The sequence below is a fragment of the Pseudomonas sp. 29 genome, from assembly GCF_002754355.1.
Taxonomy (GTDB): Bacteria; Pseudomonadota; Gammaproteobacteria; order Pseudomonadales; family Pseudomonadaceae; genus Aquipseudomonas; species Aquipseudomonas neuropathica.
Genome location: NZ_PEEY01000001.1, coordinates 1,962,072 through 1,979,183, shown reverse-complemented (window position 1 = coordinate 1,979,183; position 17,112 = coordinate 1,962,072). Strand labels below are relative to the sequence as shown.

13 protein-coding genes are annotated in these 17,112 nt (G+C 59.3%); 6 read left to right on the top strand and 7 right to left on the bottom strand.

Annotation, left to right across the window (positions count from 1 at the left end; all coding sequences use genetic code 11):
* Window positions 1–10 precede the first annotated feature (10 nt).
* Window positions 11–424 (bottom strand): large-conductance mechanosensitive channel protein MscL, encoded by a 414-nt coding sequence (gene mscL / locus CLU80_RS09195; protein WP_093434751.1) that lies wholly within the window; start codon window positions 422–424, stop codon window positions 11–13.
* 286 nt (window positions 425–710) lie between these two features.
* Between mscL and katB the strand changes: the two genes are divergently transcribed.
* The 3 genes from katB to radA are packed head-to-tail and all read left to right on the top strand — an operon-like array spanning window position 711 to window position 4,270.
* Complete coding sequence (gene katB / locus CLU80_RS09190) at window positions 711–2,252, top strand: catalase KatB (RefSeq protein ID WP_093434754.1); 1,542 nt, start codon at window positions 711–713, stop codon at window positions 2,250–2,252.
* 59 nt (window positions 2,253–2,311) lie between these two features.
* Window positions 2,312–2,857 carry an ankyrin repeat domain-containing protein gene (locus tag CLU80_RS09185; RefSeq protein WP_093434757.1) on the top strand — a complete coding sequence of 182 codons (546 nt, stop codon included), beginning with the start codon at window positions 2,312–2,314 and terminating at the stop codon, window positions 2,855–2,857.
* Window positions 2,858–2,902: 45 nt separating this feature from the next.
* A complete protein-coding gene (gene radA, locus CLU80_RS09180) occupies window positions 2,903–4,270 on the top strand; it encodes a DNA repair protein RadA (RefSeq protein WP_007909773.1) in 1,368 nt (455 codons plus the stop codon).
* Window positions 4,271–4,388: 118 nt separating this feature from the next.
* Here the strand turns inward: radA and CLU80_RS09170 are convergent, their stop codons facing one another.
* Window positions 4,389–4,757 (bottom strand): PilZ domain-containing protein, encoded by a 369-nt coding sequence (locus CLU80_RS09170; protein WP_093434760.1) that lies wholly within the window; start codon window positions 4,755–4,757, stop codon window positions 4,389–4,391.
* A gap of 159 nt (window positions 4,758–4,916) precedes the next feature.
* Between CLU80_RS09170 and CLU80_RS09165 the strand changes: the two genes are divergently transcribed.
* From CLU80_RS09165 to yjiA, 3 genes are all read left to right on the top strand, one after another.
* Window positions 4,917–6,983 (top strand): carbon starvation CstA family protein, encoded by a 2,067-nt coding sequence (locus CLU80_RS09165; RefSeq protein ID WP_093434763.1) that lies wholly within the window; start codon window positions 4,917–4,919, stop codon window positions 6,981–6,983.
* Between the two features lie 15 nt (window positions 6,984–6,998).
* On the top strand, window positions 6,999–7,196 hold the full coding sequence (locus CLU80_RS09160) for a YbdD/YjiX family protein (protein WP_003228401.1): 198 nt from the start codon (window positions 6,999–7,001) through the stop codon (window positions 7,194–7,196).
* A gap of 159 nt (window positions 7,197–7,355) precedes the next feature.
* A complete protein-coding gene (gene yjiA / locus CLU80_RS09155) occupies window positions 7,356–8,327 on the top strand; it encodes a GTPase (protein WP_099757231.1) in 972 nt (323 codons plus the stop codon).
* A gap of 116 nt (window positions 8,328–8,443) precedes the next feature.
* Here the strand turns inward: yjiA and CLU80_RS09150 are convergent, their stop codons facing one another.
* From CLU80_RS09150 to morA, 5 genes are all read right to left on the bottom strand, one after another.
* Window positions 8,444–9,154: a GntR family transcriptional regulator gene (locus tag CLU80_RS09150; RefSeq protein ID WP_093434769.1), complete on the bottom strand. Its 711-nt coding sequence runs from the start codon at window positions 9,152–9,154 to the stop codon at window positions 8,444–8,446.
* A gap of 18 nt (window positions 9,155–9,172) precedes the next feature.
* Window positions 9,173–9,877, bottom strand: coding sequence for a FadR/GntR family transcriptional regulator (locus tag CLU80_RS09145; protein ID WP_034153832.1), 705 nt, complete (start codon window positions 9,875–9,877; stop codon window positions 9,173–9,175).
* An 83-nt stretch (window positions 9,878–9,960) separates the two neighbouring features.
* On the bottom strand, window positions 9,961–11,274 hold the full coding sequence (locus tag CLU80_RS09140; RefSeq protein WP_064118745.1) for a C4-dicarboxylate transporter DctA: 1,314 nt from the start codon (window positions 11,272–11,274) through the stop codon (window positions 9,961–9,963).
* A 335-nt stretch (window positions 11,275–11,609) separates the two neighbouring features.
* On the bottom strand, window positions 11,610–12,863 hold the full coding sequence (gene glyA / locus CLU80_RS09135; protein ID WP_093434775.1) for a serine hydroxymethyltransferase: 1,254 nt from the start codon (window positions 12,861–12,863) through the stop codon (window positions 11,610–11,612).
* A 240-nt stretch (window positions 12,864–13,103) separates the two neighbouring features.
* Window positions 13,104–16,952, bottom strand: a complete 3,849-nt coding sequence (morA, locus tag CLU80_RS09130; protein ID WP_093434777.1) for a cyclic di-GMP receptor MorA — start codon at window positions 16,950–16,952, stop codon at window positions 13,104–13,106.
* Between the last annotated feature and the right edge of the window lie 160 nt (window positions 16,953–17,112).

Here is a 17,112-nt window from a genome sequence, read left to right as displayed (position 1 = left end):
TGCACAGCATTCAGGGCCGGGTGTTCTGGGCCTTGAGCAAGTCGCGGATCTCGCCCAGCAACTCTTCTTCCTTGGTCGGAACCGGTGGCAGGGTAGGGGCCACGGCTTCTTCGCGTTTGAGGCGGTTGATCGCTTTGACACCCATGAAAATGGCGAACGCGACGATCACGAAGTCCAGAATGGTCTGCAGGAATTTGCCGTAGGCCATTACCACTGCAGGCGCATTGCCCTCGGCGGCCTTGAGCGTGACGGCCAGATCACTGAAGTCCACCCCACCGATCAACAGGCCGATTGGCGGCATGATGACGTCACCGACAAATGACGAAACAATCTTGCCGAAGGCAGCACCGATGATGATACCAACGGCCATGTCGACCACATTGCCTTTGACCGCGAAGGCCTTGAACTCGCTAAGCACGCCCATAGTTATTTCCTTGTTACAGATGAGTTTGGTGTACGCAGTGTAAATCAGCAAAACGCGTCCTGCGCGAAACACCTTCTTACAATGCCCGTTTTTATCGACACATCAATTGGCGATTAGTTTGCAAAGTGCCATCAATCGCGCGCGAAATATACGGTAACTCGCTGATCGGAAAGCCAATTTTCTCAATCATGGTGTTACGTTCTTTCTATTTATGTTCAACGCCGCAGGCCTCTAGCCTTGGGTTGGCGCATCTGGATGCGCCCCAAAACAACCAGAGGATCCTGATATGAATTCCGCACTTGGACTGGGGGCTTTTCCCCGTCGCCGCACCCTCGGTGTACTCACCGCCAGCCTGTTGACCTTTTCGGTTAACGCCGCGCCCCTGACCCGCGATAACGGTGCCGCCGTCGGCGACAATCAGAACTCGCAGACCGCCGGTGCCAGCGGCCCGGTGCTGCTGCAGGATGTACAGTTGATTCAGAAGCTGCAGCGCTTCGATCGCGAGCGCATTCCCGAGCGCGTGGTTCACGCCCGCGGCACTGGCGCCCATGGCACGTTCACGGTCACCAACGATCTCAGCGACCTGAGCAAGGCCAAAGTGTTTGCTGCTGGCCAGAGCACACCGGTGTTCGTACGCTTCTCTGCGGTGGTGCACGGTAATCACTCGCCGGAAACCCTGCGCGATCCACGAGGTTTCGCCACCAAGTTCTACACGGCCGACGGCAACTGGGACCTGGTCGGCAACAATTTCCCGACCTTTTTCATCCGTGACGCGATCAAGTTTCCGGACATGGTGCATGCGTTCAAACCGGACCCTCGGACTAACCTAGATGACGATTCGCGCCGATTCGACTTCTTCTCCCATGTACCGGAAGCCACCCGTACCCTGACCGAGTTGTATTCGAACTCGGGAACGCCGGCCAGTTATCGAGAAATGGACGGTAATGGTGTTCATGCTTACAAGTTGATTAACGCCAAGGGTGAAGTCCACTACGTCAAGTTTCACTGGAAGAGCTTGCAGGGACTTAATAACCTCACGCCAAAACAAGTCGCGAACGTCCAGGGTCAAGACTACAGTCATATGACCAATGACCTGGTGAGCAACATTAATAAAGGTAACTTCCCGAAATGGGACTTGTACATTCAAGTGCTGAAACCACAAGATTTGTCCAAGTTTGAATTTGATCCATTAGACGCTACCAAGATCTGGCCAGGTATTCCTGAGCGAAAAGTTGGACAAATGGTGTTGAACCGTAATCCGGCGAATGTCTTCCAGGAAACCGAACAAGTGGCCATGGCGCCAGCCAATGTAGTTCCAGGTATCGAACCTTCCGAAGACCGTTTGTTACAAGGTCGAGTGTTCTCCTATGCCGATACGCAAATGTATCGCCTGGGTGCTAATGCCCTGCAATTGCCGATCAATGCGCCGAAAGTTGCCGTGAACAATGGCAATCAGGATGGCGCAATGAACTTCGGTGCCAGCAACAGCGGTGTGAACTACCAGCCAAGCCGACTGCAACCTCGTGACGAGACACCAAGCGCGCGTTACAGCCAATCGGCGCTATCGGGCAGCACCCAGCAGGCGAAAATCCAGCGTGAGCAGAACTTCAAGCAGGCCGGCGATCTGTATCGCTCGTTCAGCAAGCAAGAACGCCGGGACTTGATCGACAGCTTCGGCGGCTCGCTGGCAACCACCGATGATGAGAGCAAGCACATCATCCTGTCCTTCCTTTATAAGGCCGATCCGGAATATGGCACTGGCGTCACTGAAGTGGCCAAAGGCGACCTGAGTCGGGTCAAGGCGCTGGCAGCGAAACTGGTCGACTGATACCGATGCAGCGCACGCGGGGCCTGAGTCAGGCCCCGTTCCGTTAAAGGAGAATGCTGATGCGAAGCTGTCTTTTATTCTTGGCCGGTTGCCTGTCGTTCGCGGCATGGGCGGCACCGGTCGAGCAGAGTCCCGAGGCAATCCAGGCGCAACTGCGCGACTATTACTTCGATGCGGCCCGACGCGGTGATGTGCCGATGCTCGACACGTTCATCGAGTCCGGCTATTCCCTCGACACCCGCGACAGCAAGGGTTACACCGCGCTGATTCTGGCGGCCTATCACGGTCAGGCTCCGGCCGTGGAGCGTTTACTTGCAGCCGGCGCCGATGCCTGTGCCCAGGATCAACGTGGCAACACCGCGCTGATGGGGGCGATTTTCAAAGGTGAAGTACAGATCGCCCGACGCTTGATGGCCACCGATTGCAGCCCCGATCAGCGCAATGGCGCCGGGCAGACGGCAGCCATGTACGCCGGATTGTTCAAGCGTCTGGAATTGCTCGATGCGCTGAAGGCCAAGGGCGCGGACCTGAATGCCGAAGATCCGTTGGGTAATAGCGCCGCGCGTCTGGCCAGTGGCGAAATCCGTAGTGCGGCGCCGCGCTGATCGGCGGTACGTGCGTTATCATCGCGGTTTTTGTCGGGGGTTCTGATGGCCAAGGCCAAGCGCATGTACGGTTGCACCGAGTGCGGCGCAACCTTTCCCAAGTGGGCGGGCCAGTGCGGCGAGTGCGGCGCCTGGAACACCCTGACCGAGACCATGATCGAAAGCGGCGGCGCCACGGCACCGACCGGCCGCACCGGCTGGGCCGGGCAGCAGGCGCAGATCAAGACCCTGGCCGAAGTCAGCATCGAAGAAATTCCGCGCTTTTCCACAGCGTCCGGTGAGCTGGACCGGGTCCTCGGTGGCGGTCTGGTCGACGGCTCTGTGGTGCTGATCGGCGGTGATCCGGGTATCGGCAAATCGACCATTCTGTTGCAGACATTGTGCAACCTGGCCAAAAGCATGCCGGCTCTCTACGTCACCGGCGAAGAATCCCAACAGCAAGTGGCCATGCGTGCCCGGCGCCTCGGCTTACCGCAGGATCAACTGCGGGTAATGACCGAAACCTGCATCGAAACCATCATCGCCACCGCCCGTCAGGAAAAGCCCAAGGTGATGGTGATCGACTCGATCCAGACGATCTTCACCGAACAGCTGCAATCGGCCCCCGGCGGTGTTTCCCAGGTACGTGAGAGCGCGGCGCTGCTGGTGCGTTATGCAAAACAGAGCGGCACGGCGATTTTTCTCGTCGGCCACGTGACCAAGGAGGGCGCGCTGGCCGGTCCTCGCGTCTTGGAGCACATGGTAGACACTGTGCTGTATTTCGAAGGCGAGTCCGATGGGCGTTTGCGTTTGCTGCGTGCGGTGAAAAACCGTTTCGGTGCGGTCAACGAACTCGGTGTGTTCGGCATGACCGACAAGGGGTTGAAAGAAGTCTCCAACCCTTCGGCGATTTTTCTCACTCGTGCGCAGGAAGAAGTCCCCGGCAGCGTGGTCATGGCCACGTGGGAAGGCACGCGGCCGATGCTGGTGGAAGTGCAGGCGCTGGTTGATGACAGCCATCTGGCCAATCCGCGTCGGGTGACGCTGGGGCTGGATCAAAACCGTTTGGCGATGTTGCTCGCAGTTTTGCATCGCCATGGCGGCATTCCGACCCATGATCAGGACGTGTTCCTTAACGTGGTCGGTGGGGTAAAGGTGTTGGAGACAGCATCGGATCTGGCGTTGATGGCGGCGGTCATGTCGAGCTTGCGCAACCGGCCGTTGCCGCATGATCTGCTGGTGTTCGGTGAGGTCGGGTTGTCGGGTGAAGTGCGCCCGGTGCCGAGTGGGCAGGAGCGTCTGAAGGAGGCGGCCAAGCATGGCTTCAAGCGGGCGATCGTGCCGAAGGGCAATGCGCCGAAGGAATCGCCTCCGGGTTTGCAGATCATCGCCGTGACCCGCCTCGAACAGGCCCTCGACGCATTGTTTGAGTGAACTCCGAACCTGTGCGAGCGAGCCTGCTCGCGAAGGGGCCTTGTCAGTCGGCATCATTGCTCAATGACACACCGTCTTCGCGAGCACGCTCGCTGCCACAGGGGATTTGCAGTGATGGCTAGATTTCGATCAAGGCACCCAGTTCGCGTTCCAGCTCCTGCGGGTCACCCAGGTTGAACTCAATCAAGCGCCGCAGGCGTTCGATGGACTCCAGGCTGATGTGCTTGCAGACGAAGCCGAGCTGGCCATGGTCGTCGTGGGTCAGTTGCACCTCCATCTTGATGCCGACCTCATCGTTGAGATGAATATCGACCAGAAAATGCCGCTCCCGATCACCTAGCCACGGCTCGGGTTTATCGATCAACAGACCCTTGAGCGACAGATCAATCAATTTGACCGGCCAGATGTACTCGCCCTGACTCAATTCAGTCTTGGCATCGAACGCGATACGTTTGAAGCGGCGACGCTCAGCTGGGTGCTCGCTCATGGCGCAATCCTCATGAAGGTTCGCTGACTATAGACCGCGAATGCGGGCGCCAGCCAATCGCTAAAGCGTCTAGACCAACGTCGGGGTATGGCCTTTGGCGCCGTAAGCGCTAAACTCGGGGTGGCTGTCTTTCTTGTCCACCCTGGCTGGAATAATAAAATGAAAAATAATAATAGCCTGCTACGCCACTTACCCTGGCTAGTGCTGGCAATCGTAGGAGCGTGCGCCCTTGGCGTAGTGGCATTGCGCCGCGGCGAGGCAATCAACGCCTTGTGGATCGTGGTCGCCGCTGTGGCCATTTATCTGGTTGCGTACCGTTACTACAGTCTGTTCATCGCCAACAATGTGATGCAACTGGACCCGCGTCGGGCAACCCCCGCCGTGCTCAACAACGACGGTCTGGACTATGTGCCGACCAACAAACACATTCTTTTCGGTCACCACTTCGCCGCGATCGCGGGCGCCGGACCTTTGGTCGGCCCGGTGCTGGCCGCGCAGATGGGCTACTTGCCCGGCACGCTCTGGCTGATTGCCGGCGTGGTGCTGGCGGGCGCGGTGCAGGACTTCATGGTGTTGTTCATGTCGACCCGGCGCAACGGCCGTTCCCTGGGCGACATGGTGCGTGAAGAAATGGGCCGCGTGCCCGGCACCATCGCCCTGTTCGGCTGCTTCCTGATCATGATCATCATCCTCGCGGTGCTGGCGCTGATCGTGGTTAAAGCATTGGCCGAGAGCCCGTGGGGCATCTTCACCGTAATGGCGACCATCCCGATCGCGATGTTCATGGGCATTTACATGCGCTACATCCGCCCGGGCCGCATCGGCGAAATCTCCGTGGTCGGCGTGTTGCTGCTGCTCGGGTCGATCTGGCTCGGTGGGCAGATTGCCGCTGATCCGGTGTGGGCCAAGGCCTTCACCTTCACCGGCGTGCAGATTACCTGGATGCTGGTCGGTTACGGTTTCGTCGCTGCATCGCTGCCGGTTTGGCTGATTCTGGCACCGCGCGACTATCTGTCGACGTTCCTGAAAATCGGCACCATCGTCGCCCTGGCGATCGGTATTCTGATCACCATGCCCGAGCTGAAAATGCCGGCGCTGACCCAGTTCGTCGACGGCACTGGCCCGGTGTGGAAGGGCGGTCTGTTCCCGTTCCTGTTCATCACCATCGCCTGCGGCGCGGTATCGGGTTTCCACGCACTGATTTCTTCGGGCACCACGCCGAAGTTGCTGGATAACGAAACCAACGCCCGTTATATCGGCTACGGCGGCATGCTGATGGAATCGTTCGTGGCAATCATGGCCATGGTTGCCGCTTCGGTGATCGAGCCTGGCGTGTACTTCGCCATGAACAGCCCGGCTGCTGTGGTCGGCAGTGATGTCGCATCGGTTGCGCAAGTGGTTTCCAGCTGGGGCTTCGCGATCACGCCGGAAGCGCTGCAAGCCGTGGCGCATGACATTGGTGAAACCACCATTCTGGCCCGTGCCGGCGGTGCGCCGACCCTGGCGGTCGGTATCGCGCAGATCCTGCACAGTGTCCTGCCGGGTGAAAACACCATGGCGTTCTGGTACCACTTCGCGATTCTGTTCGAAGCGCTGTTCATCCTGACGGCTGTGGACGCCGGCACCCGTGCCGGGCGCTTCATGCTGCAGGATCTGCTCGGTTCTTTCGTGCCGGCGCTGAGACGCACCGAGTCGTGGACTGCCAACCTGATCGCCACCGCCGGTTGTGTGGCGATGTGGGGCTGGTTGCTGTACCAAGGCGTGATCGATCCGTTGGGCGGCATCAATACCTTGTGGCCATTGTTCGGTATCTCCAACCAGATGCTGGCCGGTATCGCGCTGATGCTCGGCACCGTGGTGCTGATCAAAATGAAGCGCCAGCGCTACATCTGGGTCACCCTGCTGCCAGCCACCTGGCTGTTGATCTGCACCACGACTGCCGGTTTCATCAAACTGTTCGATGCCAACCCGGCGATCGGTTTCCTGTCGCTGGCCAAGAAATACAGCGATGCGCTGGCCAATGGTCAGGTGCTGGCACCCGCAAAAAGCGTCGAGCAGATGCAGCACGTGATCTTCAACGCTTATACCAACGCAACGCTTACCGCGCTGTTCCTGTTCGTGGTCTTCAGCATCCTGTTCTATGCGCTGAAGGTCGGCATCGCCGCCTGGGGCAAGAAAGAGCGTACGGATAAAGAATCGCCATTCCAGGCCCTGCCGGATGCGTAACCAGAGGATTGCACCATGTTCAATGACCTGAGTCGCCTCGGTAAATACCTCGGTCAGGCCGCGCGTCTGATGGTCGGCATGCCCGACTACGACACCTACGTCGAGCATATGCAAACCAAGCACCCGGACAAACCGGTGATGAGCTACGAGATGTTCTTTCGCGAACGTCAGGAAGCCCGTTACGGTGGCAAGGGTGGGCCGAAGTGCTGTTGAGCTGACAGCGCAAGGTTGAGGTAATCCCTGTGGGAGCGAGCCTGCTCGCGAATACGGAATGTCAGTTGATGAATAATTTGACTGGCACACCGCTTTCGCGAGCAAGCTCGCTCCCACATTTGTTTTTGTGTTGTTCATTCATTTGAAGGAGATCGAGTTTTGTCCTCTCCCATCCCGGTCACGGTACTCAGCGGTTTCCTCGGCGCCGGTAAGACCACCTTGCTGCGCCATATCCTCAAAGCCGAGCACGGCCTGAAAATCGCCGTGATTGAAAACGAATTCAGCGACGCTGGCATCGACACTCAGTTGCTCGGTGACGAACCGGTGCAAGTCATGACCCTGGCCAACGGCTGCGTGTGCTGCACCATTCACACAGACCTGACCAAAGCGCTGTACCTGCTGCTTGAACGGCTGGACAGCGGTGAGATCGCGTTCGATCGTCTGGTCATCGAGTGCACCGGCCTGGCCGATCCGGCACCCGTGGCGCAGACCTTTTTCATCGATGAGGAATTGCGCGAGCGCTACCTGCTCGACGGCATCATCACCCTGGTCGATGCCGCCCACGCCGACGTACACCTGACCCAGACCATCGCCCAGGCGCAGATCGGTTTTGCCGACCGCTTGTTGGTGAGCAAGACCGATCTGGTCGACGAAGCCACGTTCAACGCGCTGAGCGAACGGCTGACACGGATCAACCGCCGGGCGCCGATTCGTGTAGTCGAGCACGGCACCATTGATCTGGCAGAACTTCTTGATGTGCGCGGCTTCAACCTCAACGCCGATCTCGGCGGCGGATTGAGCCTGCGTCCGGTGAGCAAGGCGCCGTCGATTGATCGCATTTCCAGTCTGGTATTGCGCACCGATCAGCCGCTGGATATCGATCAGCTCAGCGAGTTCATGAATGAATTGCTGGAAGAATACGGCAAGCAATTGCTGCGTTACAAAGGTGTGCTGAACATCGCGGGTGAGGATCGGCGCCTGGTGTTTCAGGGGGTGTTGAAGCTTTATGGTTTTGACTGGGATACCGAATGGGCCGAGGGTGAGGCGCGGGAAAGTGTGATTGTGTTTATTGCCGATGATTTGCCGGAAGAGAAGATTCGGGCGGGGTTTGCCAGAGTGGCTTCTGCCTGATGGATCTTGGTTGTCAGTGATGGCCTCTTCGCGAGCAAGCTCGCTCCCACAGGAGACCGTATTCTGTCCAAAGAAATGCGGTCAACTGTGGGAGCGAGCCTGCTCGCGATAGCTATCTAACCGACAGCACAATGCTCAAGGTCTGAACCGAGCAGTGCCTGTTCAAGAAGATCCAAATGCCGATTCATCAGCATCCCGGCCTTGGAAGCATCGCCTCGCTCTACTGCTTCCAGCAACGCCAAATGCTCCTTCCAAGCGCAACAGCTATGCGTCTGGCCCTCACTTCGCGCAATCGCCAGTGACGTCAGCGGCACCAGACTGCCAAGAAAATGCGCCAGTGGTGCATTCCCCGCCATTTGTGCTAATTGCAGATGAAACTCCCCGGACAAGCGAATCGCCGCACCCCGCCGATCCTGCTCGACCGCTTGACGTTCGCGCTCGATCAGCGTGCGAAGGTGCTTCAAATCGTCTGCCTGCGGACGCTGACAGGCCAGACGCACCAGCGTGCTCTCGGTCAGTCGCCGCGCATGCAGGGCCTGCCGCGTTTGTTCCCGATCAGGTGCCGCCACCCGCGGCCGGTGATTGGCGCGCAAGACAATGACGTGCTCATGGGACAGTTGGGTCAGCACCCGGCGCACATCGGCGCGACTGGCGCCGAACATCTCTTTCAAACTGTCCTCGGTAAAACGGCTGGCCGAATCGATGCGCTGTTCCAGAATCGCATCGAACAGTCGCGGATACAGATCCTCCGCCGGTGTGCGCAGGCGGGAGAAGGGCAGGGGGGCAGTAGTCGATCGGGTTGGCGACGGTGAGGCGAAACTGTTCATGACCGGTCTCCCATTGGATCAGCGACTCAAGTTGTCTTCCGGAATATTCAGCTCAATGCCCATGCGCTGGCCTTCGCGCAGAATATGCCGACGCATTTCGGCGCTGGCCTGGGCGCTGTTCTTGCTGCGGATCGCGCGGACTACGGCTTCGTTTTCTTCCAGGCGTTCCGCCAGATGTTCAGGGGAATTGCGCAGCACCTCGGCACTCTGCTTGAGTGCGTTGCTGGTTTGCTGCACCACACTCTGGAAGATCGGATTCGAGGTCAGGGTGAACAGCTCTTCGTGGAAGGCGATGTAGGCGCTGACCCCGGCCTCACTGTCGCCGGCTTCGAGGGCTTCGCGCATGTCCATCAGGGTCAGGCGCAACTGGCCGACTTCCTTGCTGCTGATCGATTGTGCGACCAGACCGACAATGAACGGCTCAAGGGTGTAGCGCAGTTGCAGCACGTCTTCGAGGCTGGCGCCGGCGACTGCACTGTCATGGCTTTGGCTGTCGCTGAGTTGCGCGTCGAGTACGACTACGCCTTTGCCTGGCATCGAGCGTACGAGGCCAAGGGTTTCCAGGACGATCACCGCTTCACGCAGGCTCGGGCGGCTGATACCCAGTTGTTCGGCCAGTTCGCGCTGACCCGGCAGCATGTCGCCGGAGCGCCACTGCCCACGGGCCAATGCGGCGCGGAGTTTTTCTACGACTGAGTTGACGACGGTTGATGTGGTAATCACTTGTCTTGCTCCATGTGCCTGCGAGGGCCGCCGCAAATTCGATCAAAAGATCGCCGCTTGCGGCAGCGCCTGCAGGGTTGAAATCAGAACTCCTGCTGGTGCGCCGGAGTTGCTGCTTTACGCGGCTGAAAGGTGTAGCCCTGCTGGCCGCTGAGTACTTTGTTGGCGCGTTGGACATCGATGTCCTTTTCCCAGCGGGCGATGGCGACAGTAGCGACGCAGTTGCCGATGAGATTGGTGAGTGCCCGGCCGATGCCCATGAACCAGTCCACCGCCAACACCAACACCAGACCGACCACCGGAATAGCCGGGATCGCGGTCAGCGTCGCTGCGAGAATCACCAGTGCCGAACCGGGAATCCCGTGGGCTCCTTTCGAGGTGATCAGCGATACCAGCAGAATCGTCAGCAAATCGGTCATGGCCAGCGGCGTGCCGGTGGCGTTGGCAATGAACACAATGGCCAAAGTCAGGTAGATCGAGAAACCGTCGAGGTTGAACGAGTAGCCGGTCGGAATCACCAGACCCACGGTCGAGCTGCCAATGCCGAGGTGTTCGAGTTTGCGCATGATCTGTGGCAGCACGGCGTCGGACGATGCCGTGCCCATGACGATCAGCAGTTCTTCACGCAGATACTTCAACAGCGGCCACATGCGCAGGCCGGAAGCACGCATCACCAGACCGAGAATCACGCTGACGAATGCGATGCAGGTCAGGTAGAACAAGCCGACCAGACTGCCCAGGTGCTGCAGCGAATCGAGGCCGTATTTGCTGGTGGTGAAGGCTATGGCGCCGAACACGCCGATCGGTGCCAGACGCACGATCATGCCCATGATGCGGAAGATCACATGGCTGAGTTCGTTGATCAGTCGGGAGATCCCGGAGGCCGCTTCACCGACCAGATTCAACGCGCTGCCGAACAGCACCGAAAACAGCAGAACTTGCAGGATGTTGTTGTCGGCGAAGGCGCCGATCACCGAGGTTGGGATCAGGTCCATCAGGAACTGCGTGGTGGTGTGCATGTGCTGGCCGCGTTCGGCGATATCGCCCATGTCGGCCGCAGACAGTTGCTCGAGATGGATATTCGCGCCGCTGCCGATGCCGGTGCTGAAGGCGAAGACCAGGCCGATCACCAGCGCGATGGTGGTCAGGACTTCGAAGTAGATCACCGATTTGAGGCCGATGCGCCCGACCTTCTTCAGATCGCCGGCACCGCTGATGCCGCTGACCACCACGCAGAACACGATGAGGCCGATGAGCATCTTGATCAGTTTGATGAAACCGTCGCCGAGCGGTTTGAGCTGGGCCGAGTATTCAGGAAGGGTCAGCCCGCAGACGATGCCGAGCATCAGTCCGAGAACCACTTGGAGGAAGATTGAACGCGAGCACCATCTGAGCATGGGAGGAATCCTGGTCGGTGTCCTGGCTGCCGTGCGCTTGAACGCATCAGATTCAGGACTTAATTATTGTGGTCTTACCGGTATGTCCAGTGCGGGTGCAGTCTACGCTCGGTTTTTTCGCGATGACAAGTGAAAATATCAAAATTGGCATGACCGGTCTGACCAGTGGCCATATCCGCGTAGGAGCTGCCGAAGGCTGCGATCTTTTGATCTTGTTTTTAAGATCCAGATCAAAGGATCGCAGCCTTCGGCAGCTCCTACACGGGAAATCAGGGGCGAAAAAAAACCGGCCAATCACTTGGCCGGTTTTTCATGCTGCGGGTTTAACGTCGCAATTAAGCGCCGTATACCGGCAGTTTCTTGCAGATGGCTTTGACTTTCTCACGAACGGCGTCGATCACCGCTTCGTTGTTCAGGTCAGCCAGGATGTCGCAGATCCAGCCAGCCAGCTCTTTGCACTCGGCTTGCTTGAAGCCACGAGTGGTCACAGCCGGAGTACCGAAGCGCAGGCCGGACGTGACGAACGGCGAGCGTGGATCGTTTGGCACGGAGTTCTTGTTCACGGTGATGAACGCTTTGCCCAGCGCGGCGTCGGCGTCTTTACCGGAGATGTCCTGCTTGATCAGCGACAGCAGGAACAGGTGGTTCTTGGTACCGCCCGACACTACGTCGAAACCGCGCTCGATGAACACTTCGGCCATGGCCTGGGCGTTCAGCACCACTTGTTCCTGGTAGGCCTTGAACTCAGGCTGCAGCGCTTCCTTGAAGCAGATCGCTTTAGCGGCGATCACGTGCTCCAGCGGGCCACCTTGGGCGCCCGGGAATACCGCGGAGTTCAGCTTCTTCTCGATCTCGGCGTTGGCGCGAGCCAGGATCAGGCCGCCACGTGGACCGCGCAGGGTCTTGTGCGTGGTGGTGGTCACGACGTCAGCGAAAGGCACCGGGTTCGGGTAAACGCCAGCGGCAACCAGACCGGCTACGTGAGCCATGTCGACGAACAGGTAAGCACCGACTTTGTCGGCGATGGCGCGGAAGCGTGGGAAGTCGAGAATCTGCGAGTAGGCAGAGAAACCGGCCACGATCATTTTCGGCTTGTGCTCAACCGCCAGACGCTCGACTTCGTCGTAGTCGATCAGGCCGTTGGCGTCGATGCCGTACTGTACGGCGTTGTACAGCTTGCCGGAGGAGGAAACGCTGGCGCCGTGGGTCAGGTGACCACCGTGGGCCAGGCTCATGCCCAGAATGGTGTCGCCACCTTGCAGCAGGGCCAGGTAAACGGCAGCGTTGGCTTGCGAACCGGCGTGCGGCTGAACGTTGGCGTAATCGGCGCCGAACAGTTCCTTGGCGCGGTCGATGGCCAGTTGCTCAACAACGTCAACGTACTCGCAACCACCGTAGTAACGCTTGCCTGGGTAGCCTTCAGCGTACTTGTTGGTCAGGACCGAGCCTTGAGCTTCCATCACCGCTGGGCTGGTGTAGTTTTCCGAAGCGATCAGCTCAATGTGTTCTTCCTGGCGCTGAGCTTCTTGCTCCATGGCGGCAAAAAGGTCGGCGTCGTACTTGGCAATAGTCAAATCACGGCTGAACATGGCGGTCCTCAAGGATCGGGGGCAGAAAAGGGGGGCATTCTAACCCAATGGGTTTTGGATGGCATATGAAACGACATCATGTCGCAGACAAGTGGCGTTCATGCGCGGATCAGTGGTGTTTCTGCCGGCCCAATCGCGAGCAGGCTCACTCCTACAGTATCCGAGGTGAGCTTAAAACTTGTGATCGACATCAATCCCTTGTGGGAGCGAGCCTGCTCGCGAAGGGCGCGCCGCAGATCTTCAGTCGAACATGAACAGTGCATCATTACTGAACTGCGCCTCAAACCGCCCCGCCGGCATCGGTCGGCCGAACAGATACCCCTGAACCTCATCGCAACCATGCTCACGCAAGAAGTCCAGTTGCTCATGGGTTTCCACGCCCTCGGCGATCACCGCCAGATTCAGGCTATGCGCCATGGCGATGATCGCCCGGGCGATCTGCGCGTCCTGCTCACCGGACGGCAAACCATCGACAAAGGTGCGGTCAATCTTCAACACGTCGATCGGGAATTGTTTTAGGTAGTTCAGCGATGAGTAACCGGTGCCGAAGTCGTCGACCGCAATGCTCAGGCCAAGGTTTTTCAGCCCGGCGAGAATCTGCATCGCTTCGCTGACTTCGCGCATCAGGATACTTTCGGTCAGCTCCAGCTCCAGACACGCCGGTGGCAGGCCGGTTTCACGCAGGATTGTGGCGATCCGCGTGCCGAGTTGGCCATCGGAAAATTGCCGCGCCGAGATGTTCACCGACACCTTCGGCACACGCACACGATTCTGGTGCCAGGTCTTCAGCTGACGGCACGCCTCGCTGATCACCCAGTCGCCGACGTCCACCACCAGACCCAGCTCTTCCAGCACCGGAATGAAATCCCCCGGCGGCACCAGGCCACGGCGCGGATGGCGCCAGCGCAACAGCGCTTCGGCGCCGGTCAGGCGTTTGCCGTCACCGCTGAATTGCGGTTGGTAATACAGGACGAATTCGTTCTGTTCCAAGGCGTGGCGCAAATCGCTTTCCAGTTCCAGACGCTCCAGCGCACTGGCGTTCATGTCGGCCTGATAGAACTGGAAGTTGTTCTTGCCGCGCTCCTTGGCGTGGTACATCGCGGTGTCGGCGTTCTTCATCAACTGGCTGAGTTCGTTGCCGTCCTGTGGACTCAGGGCGATGCCGATACTGGCGGTGACGAAGAACTCGCGGCCTTCGAGCACGAATGGCCGCACCAGGCTGCCGAGGATCTGCTCGGCCACATGAATCGCCCGGTTCAGCGCCAGTTCGCGGCTGGAGCGATGTTGCAGCAGCAGTGTGAATTCGTCGCCGCCCATGCGCGCCACGGTGTCGTCATCGTCGACGCAGGCCAACAGGCGCGTGGCCATGTCTTTCAACATGCGGTCGCCGGCGGCGTGACCGAGGGAGTCGTTGATCGGTTTGAAACGGTCGAGGTCGAGGAACATCAGCACCACCCACGACTTCTGCCGCTCGGCCGATTGCAGCGCGGTGTGCAGACGATCCTGGAACAGCGTGCGGTTCGGCAAGTGGGTCAGGGCGTCGTAGTAGGCGAGGCGGTGAATCCGCTGCTCGCTGGCCTTGCGTTCGCTGATATCGCTGAAGAAGCACACGTAACTGGCCAGATCGCCTTCGTCGTCGAGCACCGCGGTGATGCCGACCCACGCCGGGTAATGCTCGCCGTTACGGCGCTTGAGCCAGACTTCGCCTTCCCAGGTGCTGTGCTGATGCAATTGTTTGAGCACGTAGCGCAGGTGCGCGTCCTGTTGCTCATCAACGGTGAGCATGTTCGGCAATTGGTCGAGCACTTCGCTCACGGCGTAACCGCTGACGCGACTAAAGGCTTCGTTGGCTTGCACGATGTAACCGGCCGGGTCGGTGATCAGGATCGCCGAGGTCGAGTGTTCGAAAACCGTGGCGGCCATGCGCAGGTCTTTCTCGGCGCGGCGCTGCTGACTGATGTCGCGACCGACACCGAGTACGCCTTCGAACGCGCCATGTTCATCCCACACCAGCACCAGACGCAGCTCGATCGGGATCTTGCGGCCATCGGCGCGCAGGCAGTCGAACAGGAACAATTGCGTCTGTACCTGGTTGCGCAACACCGCCAGTTGCTCGGGTTTGTCCAGCGCCTTGCTGACGCGATCCATCAGCGTGTAGATGCCGCTCAGTTGTTGCGGGTTGGCGATGGTCGATTGCCAGCCATTCTGGAAAATCCACTCCGCGTCATAACCCAGCACGGCCTGCACCGACGGGCTGACGTAGTTCAGCGAGAGCTTACTGTCGGTGGAGAAAATCACGTCGCTGATGCTTTCGGCGAGCATGCGGTAGCGCTGCTCGCTGTCGCGCAGGGATTCGCTGGCTTCGATCTGTTCGGTGATGTCCTTGGCCACGCCGATGATCCGCGTGACCTGATCGTGTTTGTCCCGTGCCAGTGCCTGTTCGCGAATATCGAAACGCCGCCATTTGCCGTCGCGATGGCGGAAACGCAACTGGCACTGGAGCAACTGACTGTAACCGGCGTGGCGCTGCATCTGCCGCGAGCGATGGTAGTAGTCGGCATCTTCCGGGTGCAGCAGGATCTCCCAGAAATACTCACCCATCTGGTGCAATTCGGTGCGGTTGTAGCCGAGGGTCTGACCGAGGTGGTGGTTGCTGAAAATCATCCGCTGGCTGATCACGTCCTGCACATACAGATGATCCGGCACGGTGCGCACCACGTCCGACCAGAAGCCTTCGCGTTCGAGCAGCGACAGTTCGATCAGCTTGCGGCTGGTGATGTCGTTGATGCTGAGGATCACCGCTTTGTAGTCGTGCTGCTCGGTCGGCAGACGCAACACCATCCACAGGTGCTGGTCGCGGCCGTTGATGTCCGGCAATTTGATTTCCAGTTCCAGCTGCTTTTGTTGCTGCAACACGGCGTCGAGCACTTGATTGCCGATGGCGCACTGGCGGTGCGGATGGCCGTCGATCAACAGCTGCCAGGCGTGCTCGCAGGAGTTGACGTTAAGCAGTTGCAGCGCGACCTGGTTGACCTCGGTGACGCGCAATTCCTGCAACAGTTGCTGGCGCTGCGCCGGTTGGTCGAGCCAGGCCTTGAGCTGGTCGCTGGTCTGGATCTGCGCCTTGTCGAAGACCTGCTTCAGACCGGACAGGTCCAGCACACAGAGGGCCACGCCAGTGCCTTCGAAGATGTCCTGATAACGCCGGCGACCCTCATGCAACTGGCGCTGGCGCCGGCGCATGTTGAGCAGGGCAATCACCGGCAACATCGAGAACGCCAGGCCCAGCAGGCATTTGCCGATGAACGCCGGCAGCAGTTCTTCGAGCACGCGCTGGCGGTCAAACAGACCACGCAACTGCCAGTCGCTGCTGCTCAGCGGCACGGTCAACACCGTGTTGGCCATGTCGTCCGGACTCAAGACGCCAGCCTTGGCCGAGGGCTGCGCTTCGTCACGGCTGATGATCTGATGATTGAGGCGGTTTTCCACCAGCCACAACGGGCGGATGCCGGTTTCGCCCTGTTTGGTCAGCGAGTCGAAGAACGTCGGAGTCAGGCGCAATGCCCAATAACCGCGCGTGCTGCCGCTGGCCTGATGCAATAACAGATGCACCACAGAACCGTCGTCGGCGTTGCTGAAGTAATGCGCCTGTGCACGGCTGCGGCGTACCAGTTCGGTGAGGTAGCTGGCGTCGTGGCTGTTGTCGTCACTGTCGCTGATGATTTTGCCGGAAGGGGTGAGCAGGGCCAGGCTGCGCAGGTCAGGCAAGGATTGCTGGAGCTTGCGCAATAGCACCTGCTGTTCGTCGGCTGATTGCGGTTGTTCGACGATCGGTAGCAGATTGAGGGCGATTTGCGCGTTCAGCGCCATGTTCAGGCTGACCTGCGCGGCGAGGTCGGCGGTGTAATCGATGGTGTACTGACGCTGGTTTTTCTGGGTTTCGCGCAGTTGATCGAGCAGTTGCCAGAACAGCAACGCCAGCAATAAAAGCACGAGCGTCGCCAGCGCACCCTTTAATGTACCGCGCAGGGACGAGCCGGGCGCCGGTGGGGTGCTGCTCACAGAAGCTGGCGGAGTGACATTGGACAAGCTGTGATCCTGCGATTTGGCTGGACTGGCGCGACGTGCACTATAAGCCGGACGCCCAAAGGGCGGCTAGCATGCCTTGAGTCGTGGCGAAGTGCCAGCCCCGCGCGGCTGGACTGCCACCGGTCATTAAGGTAGCTTTGCCGGTTACGCGGGAGCGTTC

Coding starts and splice junctions, on each gene's coding strand:
- mscL (WP_093434751.1), bottom strand. CDS start 424: ATGGGCGTGCTTAGCGAGTTCAAGGCCTTCGCGGTCAAAGGCAATGTG.
- katB (WP_093434754.1), top strand. CDS start 711: ATGAATTCCGCACTTGGACTGGGGGCTTTTCCCCGTCGCCGCACCCTC.
- CLU80_RS09185 (WP_093434757.1), top strand. CDS start 2,312: ATGCGAAGCTGTCTTTTATTCTTGGCCGGTTGCCTGTCGTTCGCGGCA.
- radA (WP_007909773.1), top strand. CDS start 2,903: ATGGCCAAGGCCAAGCGCATGTACGGTTGCACCGAGTGCGGCGCAACC.
- CLU80_RS09170 (WP_093434760.1), bottom strand. CDS start 4,757: ATGAGCGAGCACCCAGCTGAGCGTCGCCGCTTCAAACGTATCGCGTTC.
- CLU80_RS09165 (WP_093434763.1), top strand. CDS start 4,917: ATGAAAAATAATAATAGCCTGCTACGCCACTTACCCTGGCTAGTGCTG.
- CLU80_RS09160 (WP_003228401.1), top strand. CDS start 6,999: ATGTTCAATGACCTGAGTCGCCTCGGTAAATACCTCGGTCAGGCCGCG.
- CLU80_RS09150 (WP_093434769.1), bottom strand. CDS start 9,154: ATGAACAGTTTCGCCTCACCGTCGCCAACCCGATCGACTACTGCCCCC.
- CLU80_RS09140 (WP_064118745.1), bottom strand. CDS start 11,274: ATGCTCAGATGGTGCTCGCGTTCAATCTTCCTCCAAGTGGTTCTCGGA.
- glyA (WP_093434775.1), bottom strand. CDS start 12,863: ATGTTCAGCCGTGATTTGACTATTGCCAAGTACGACGCCGACCTTTTT.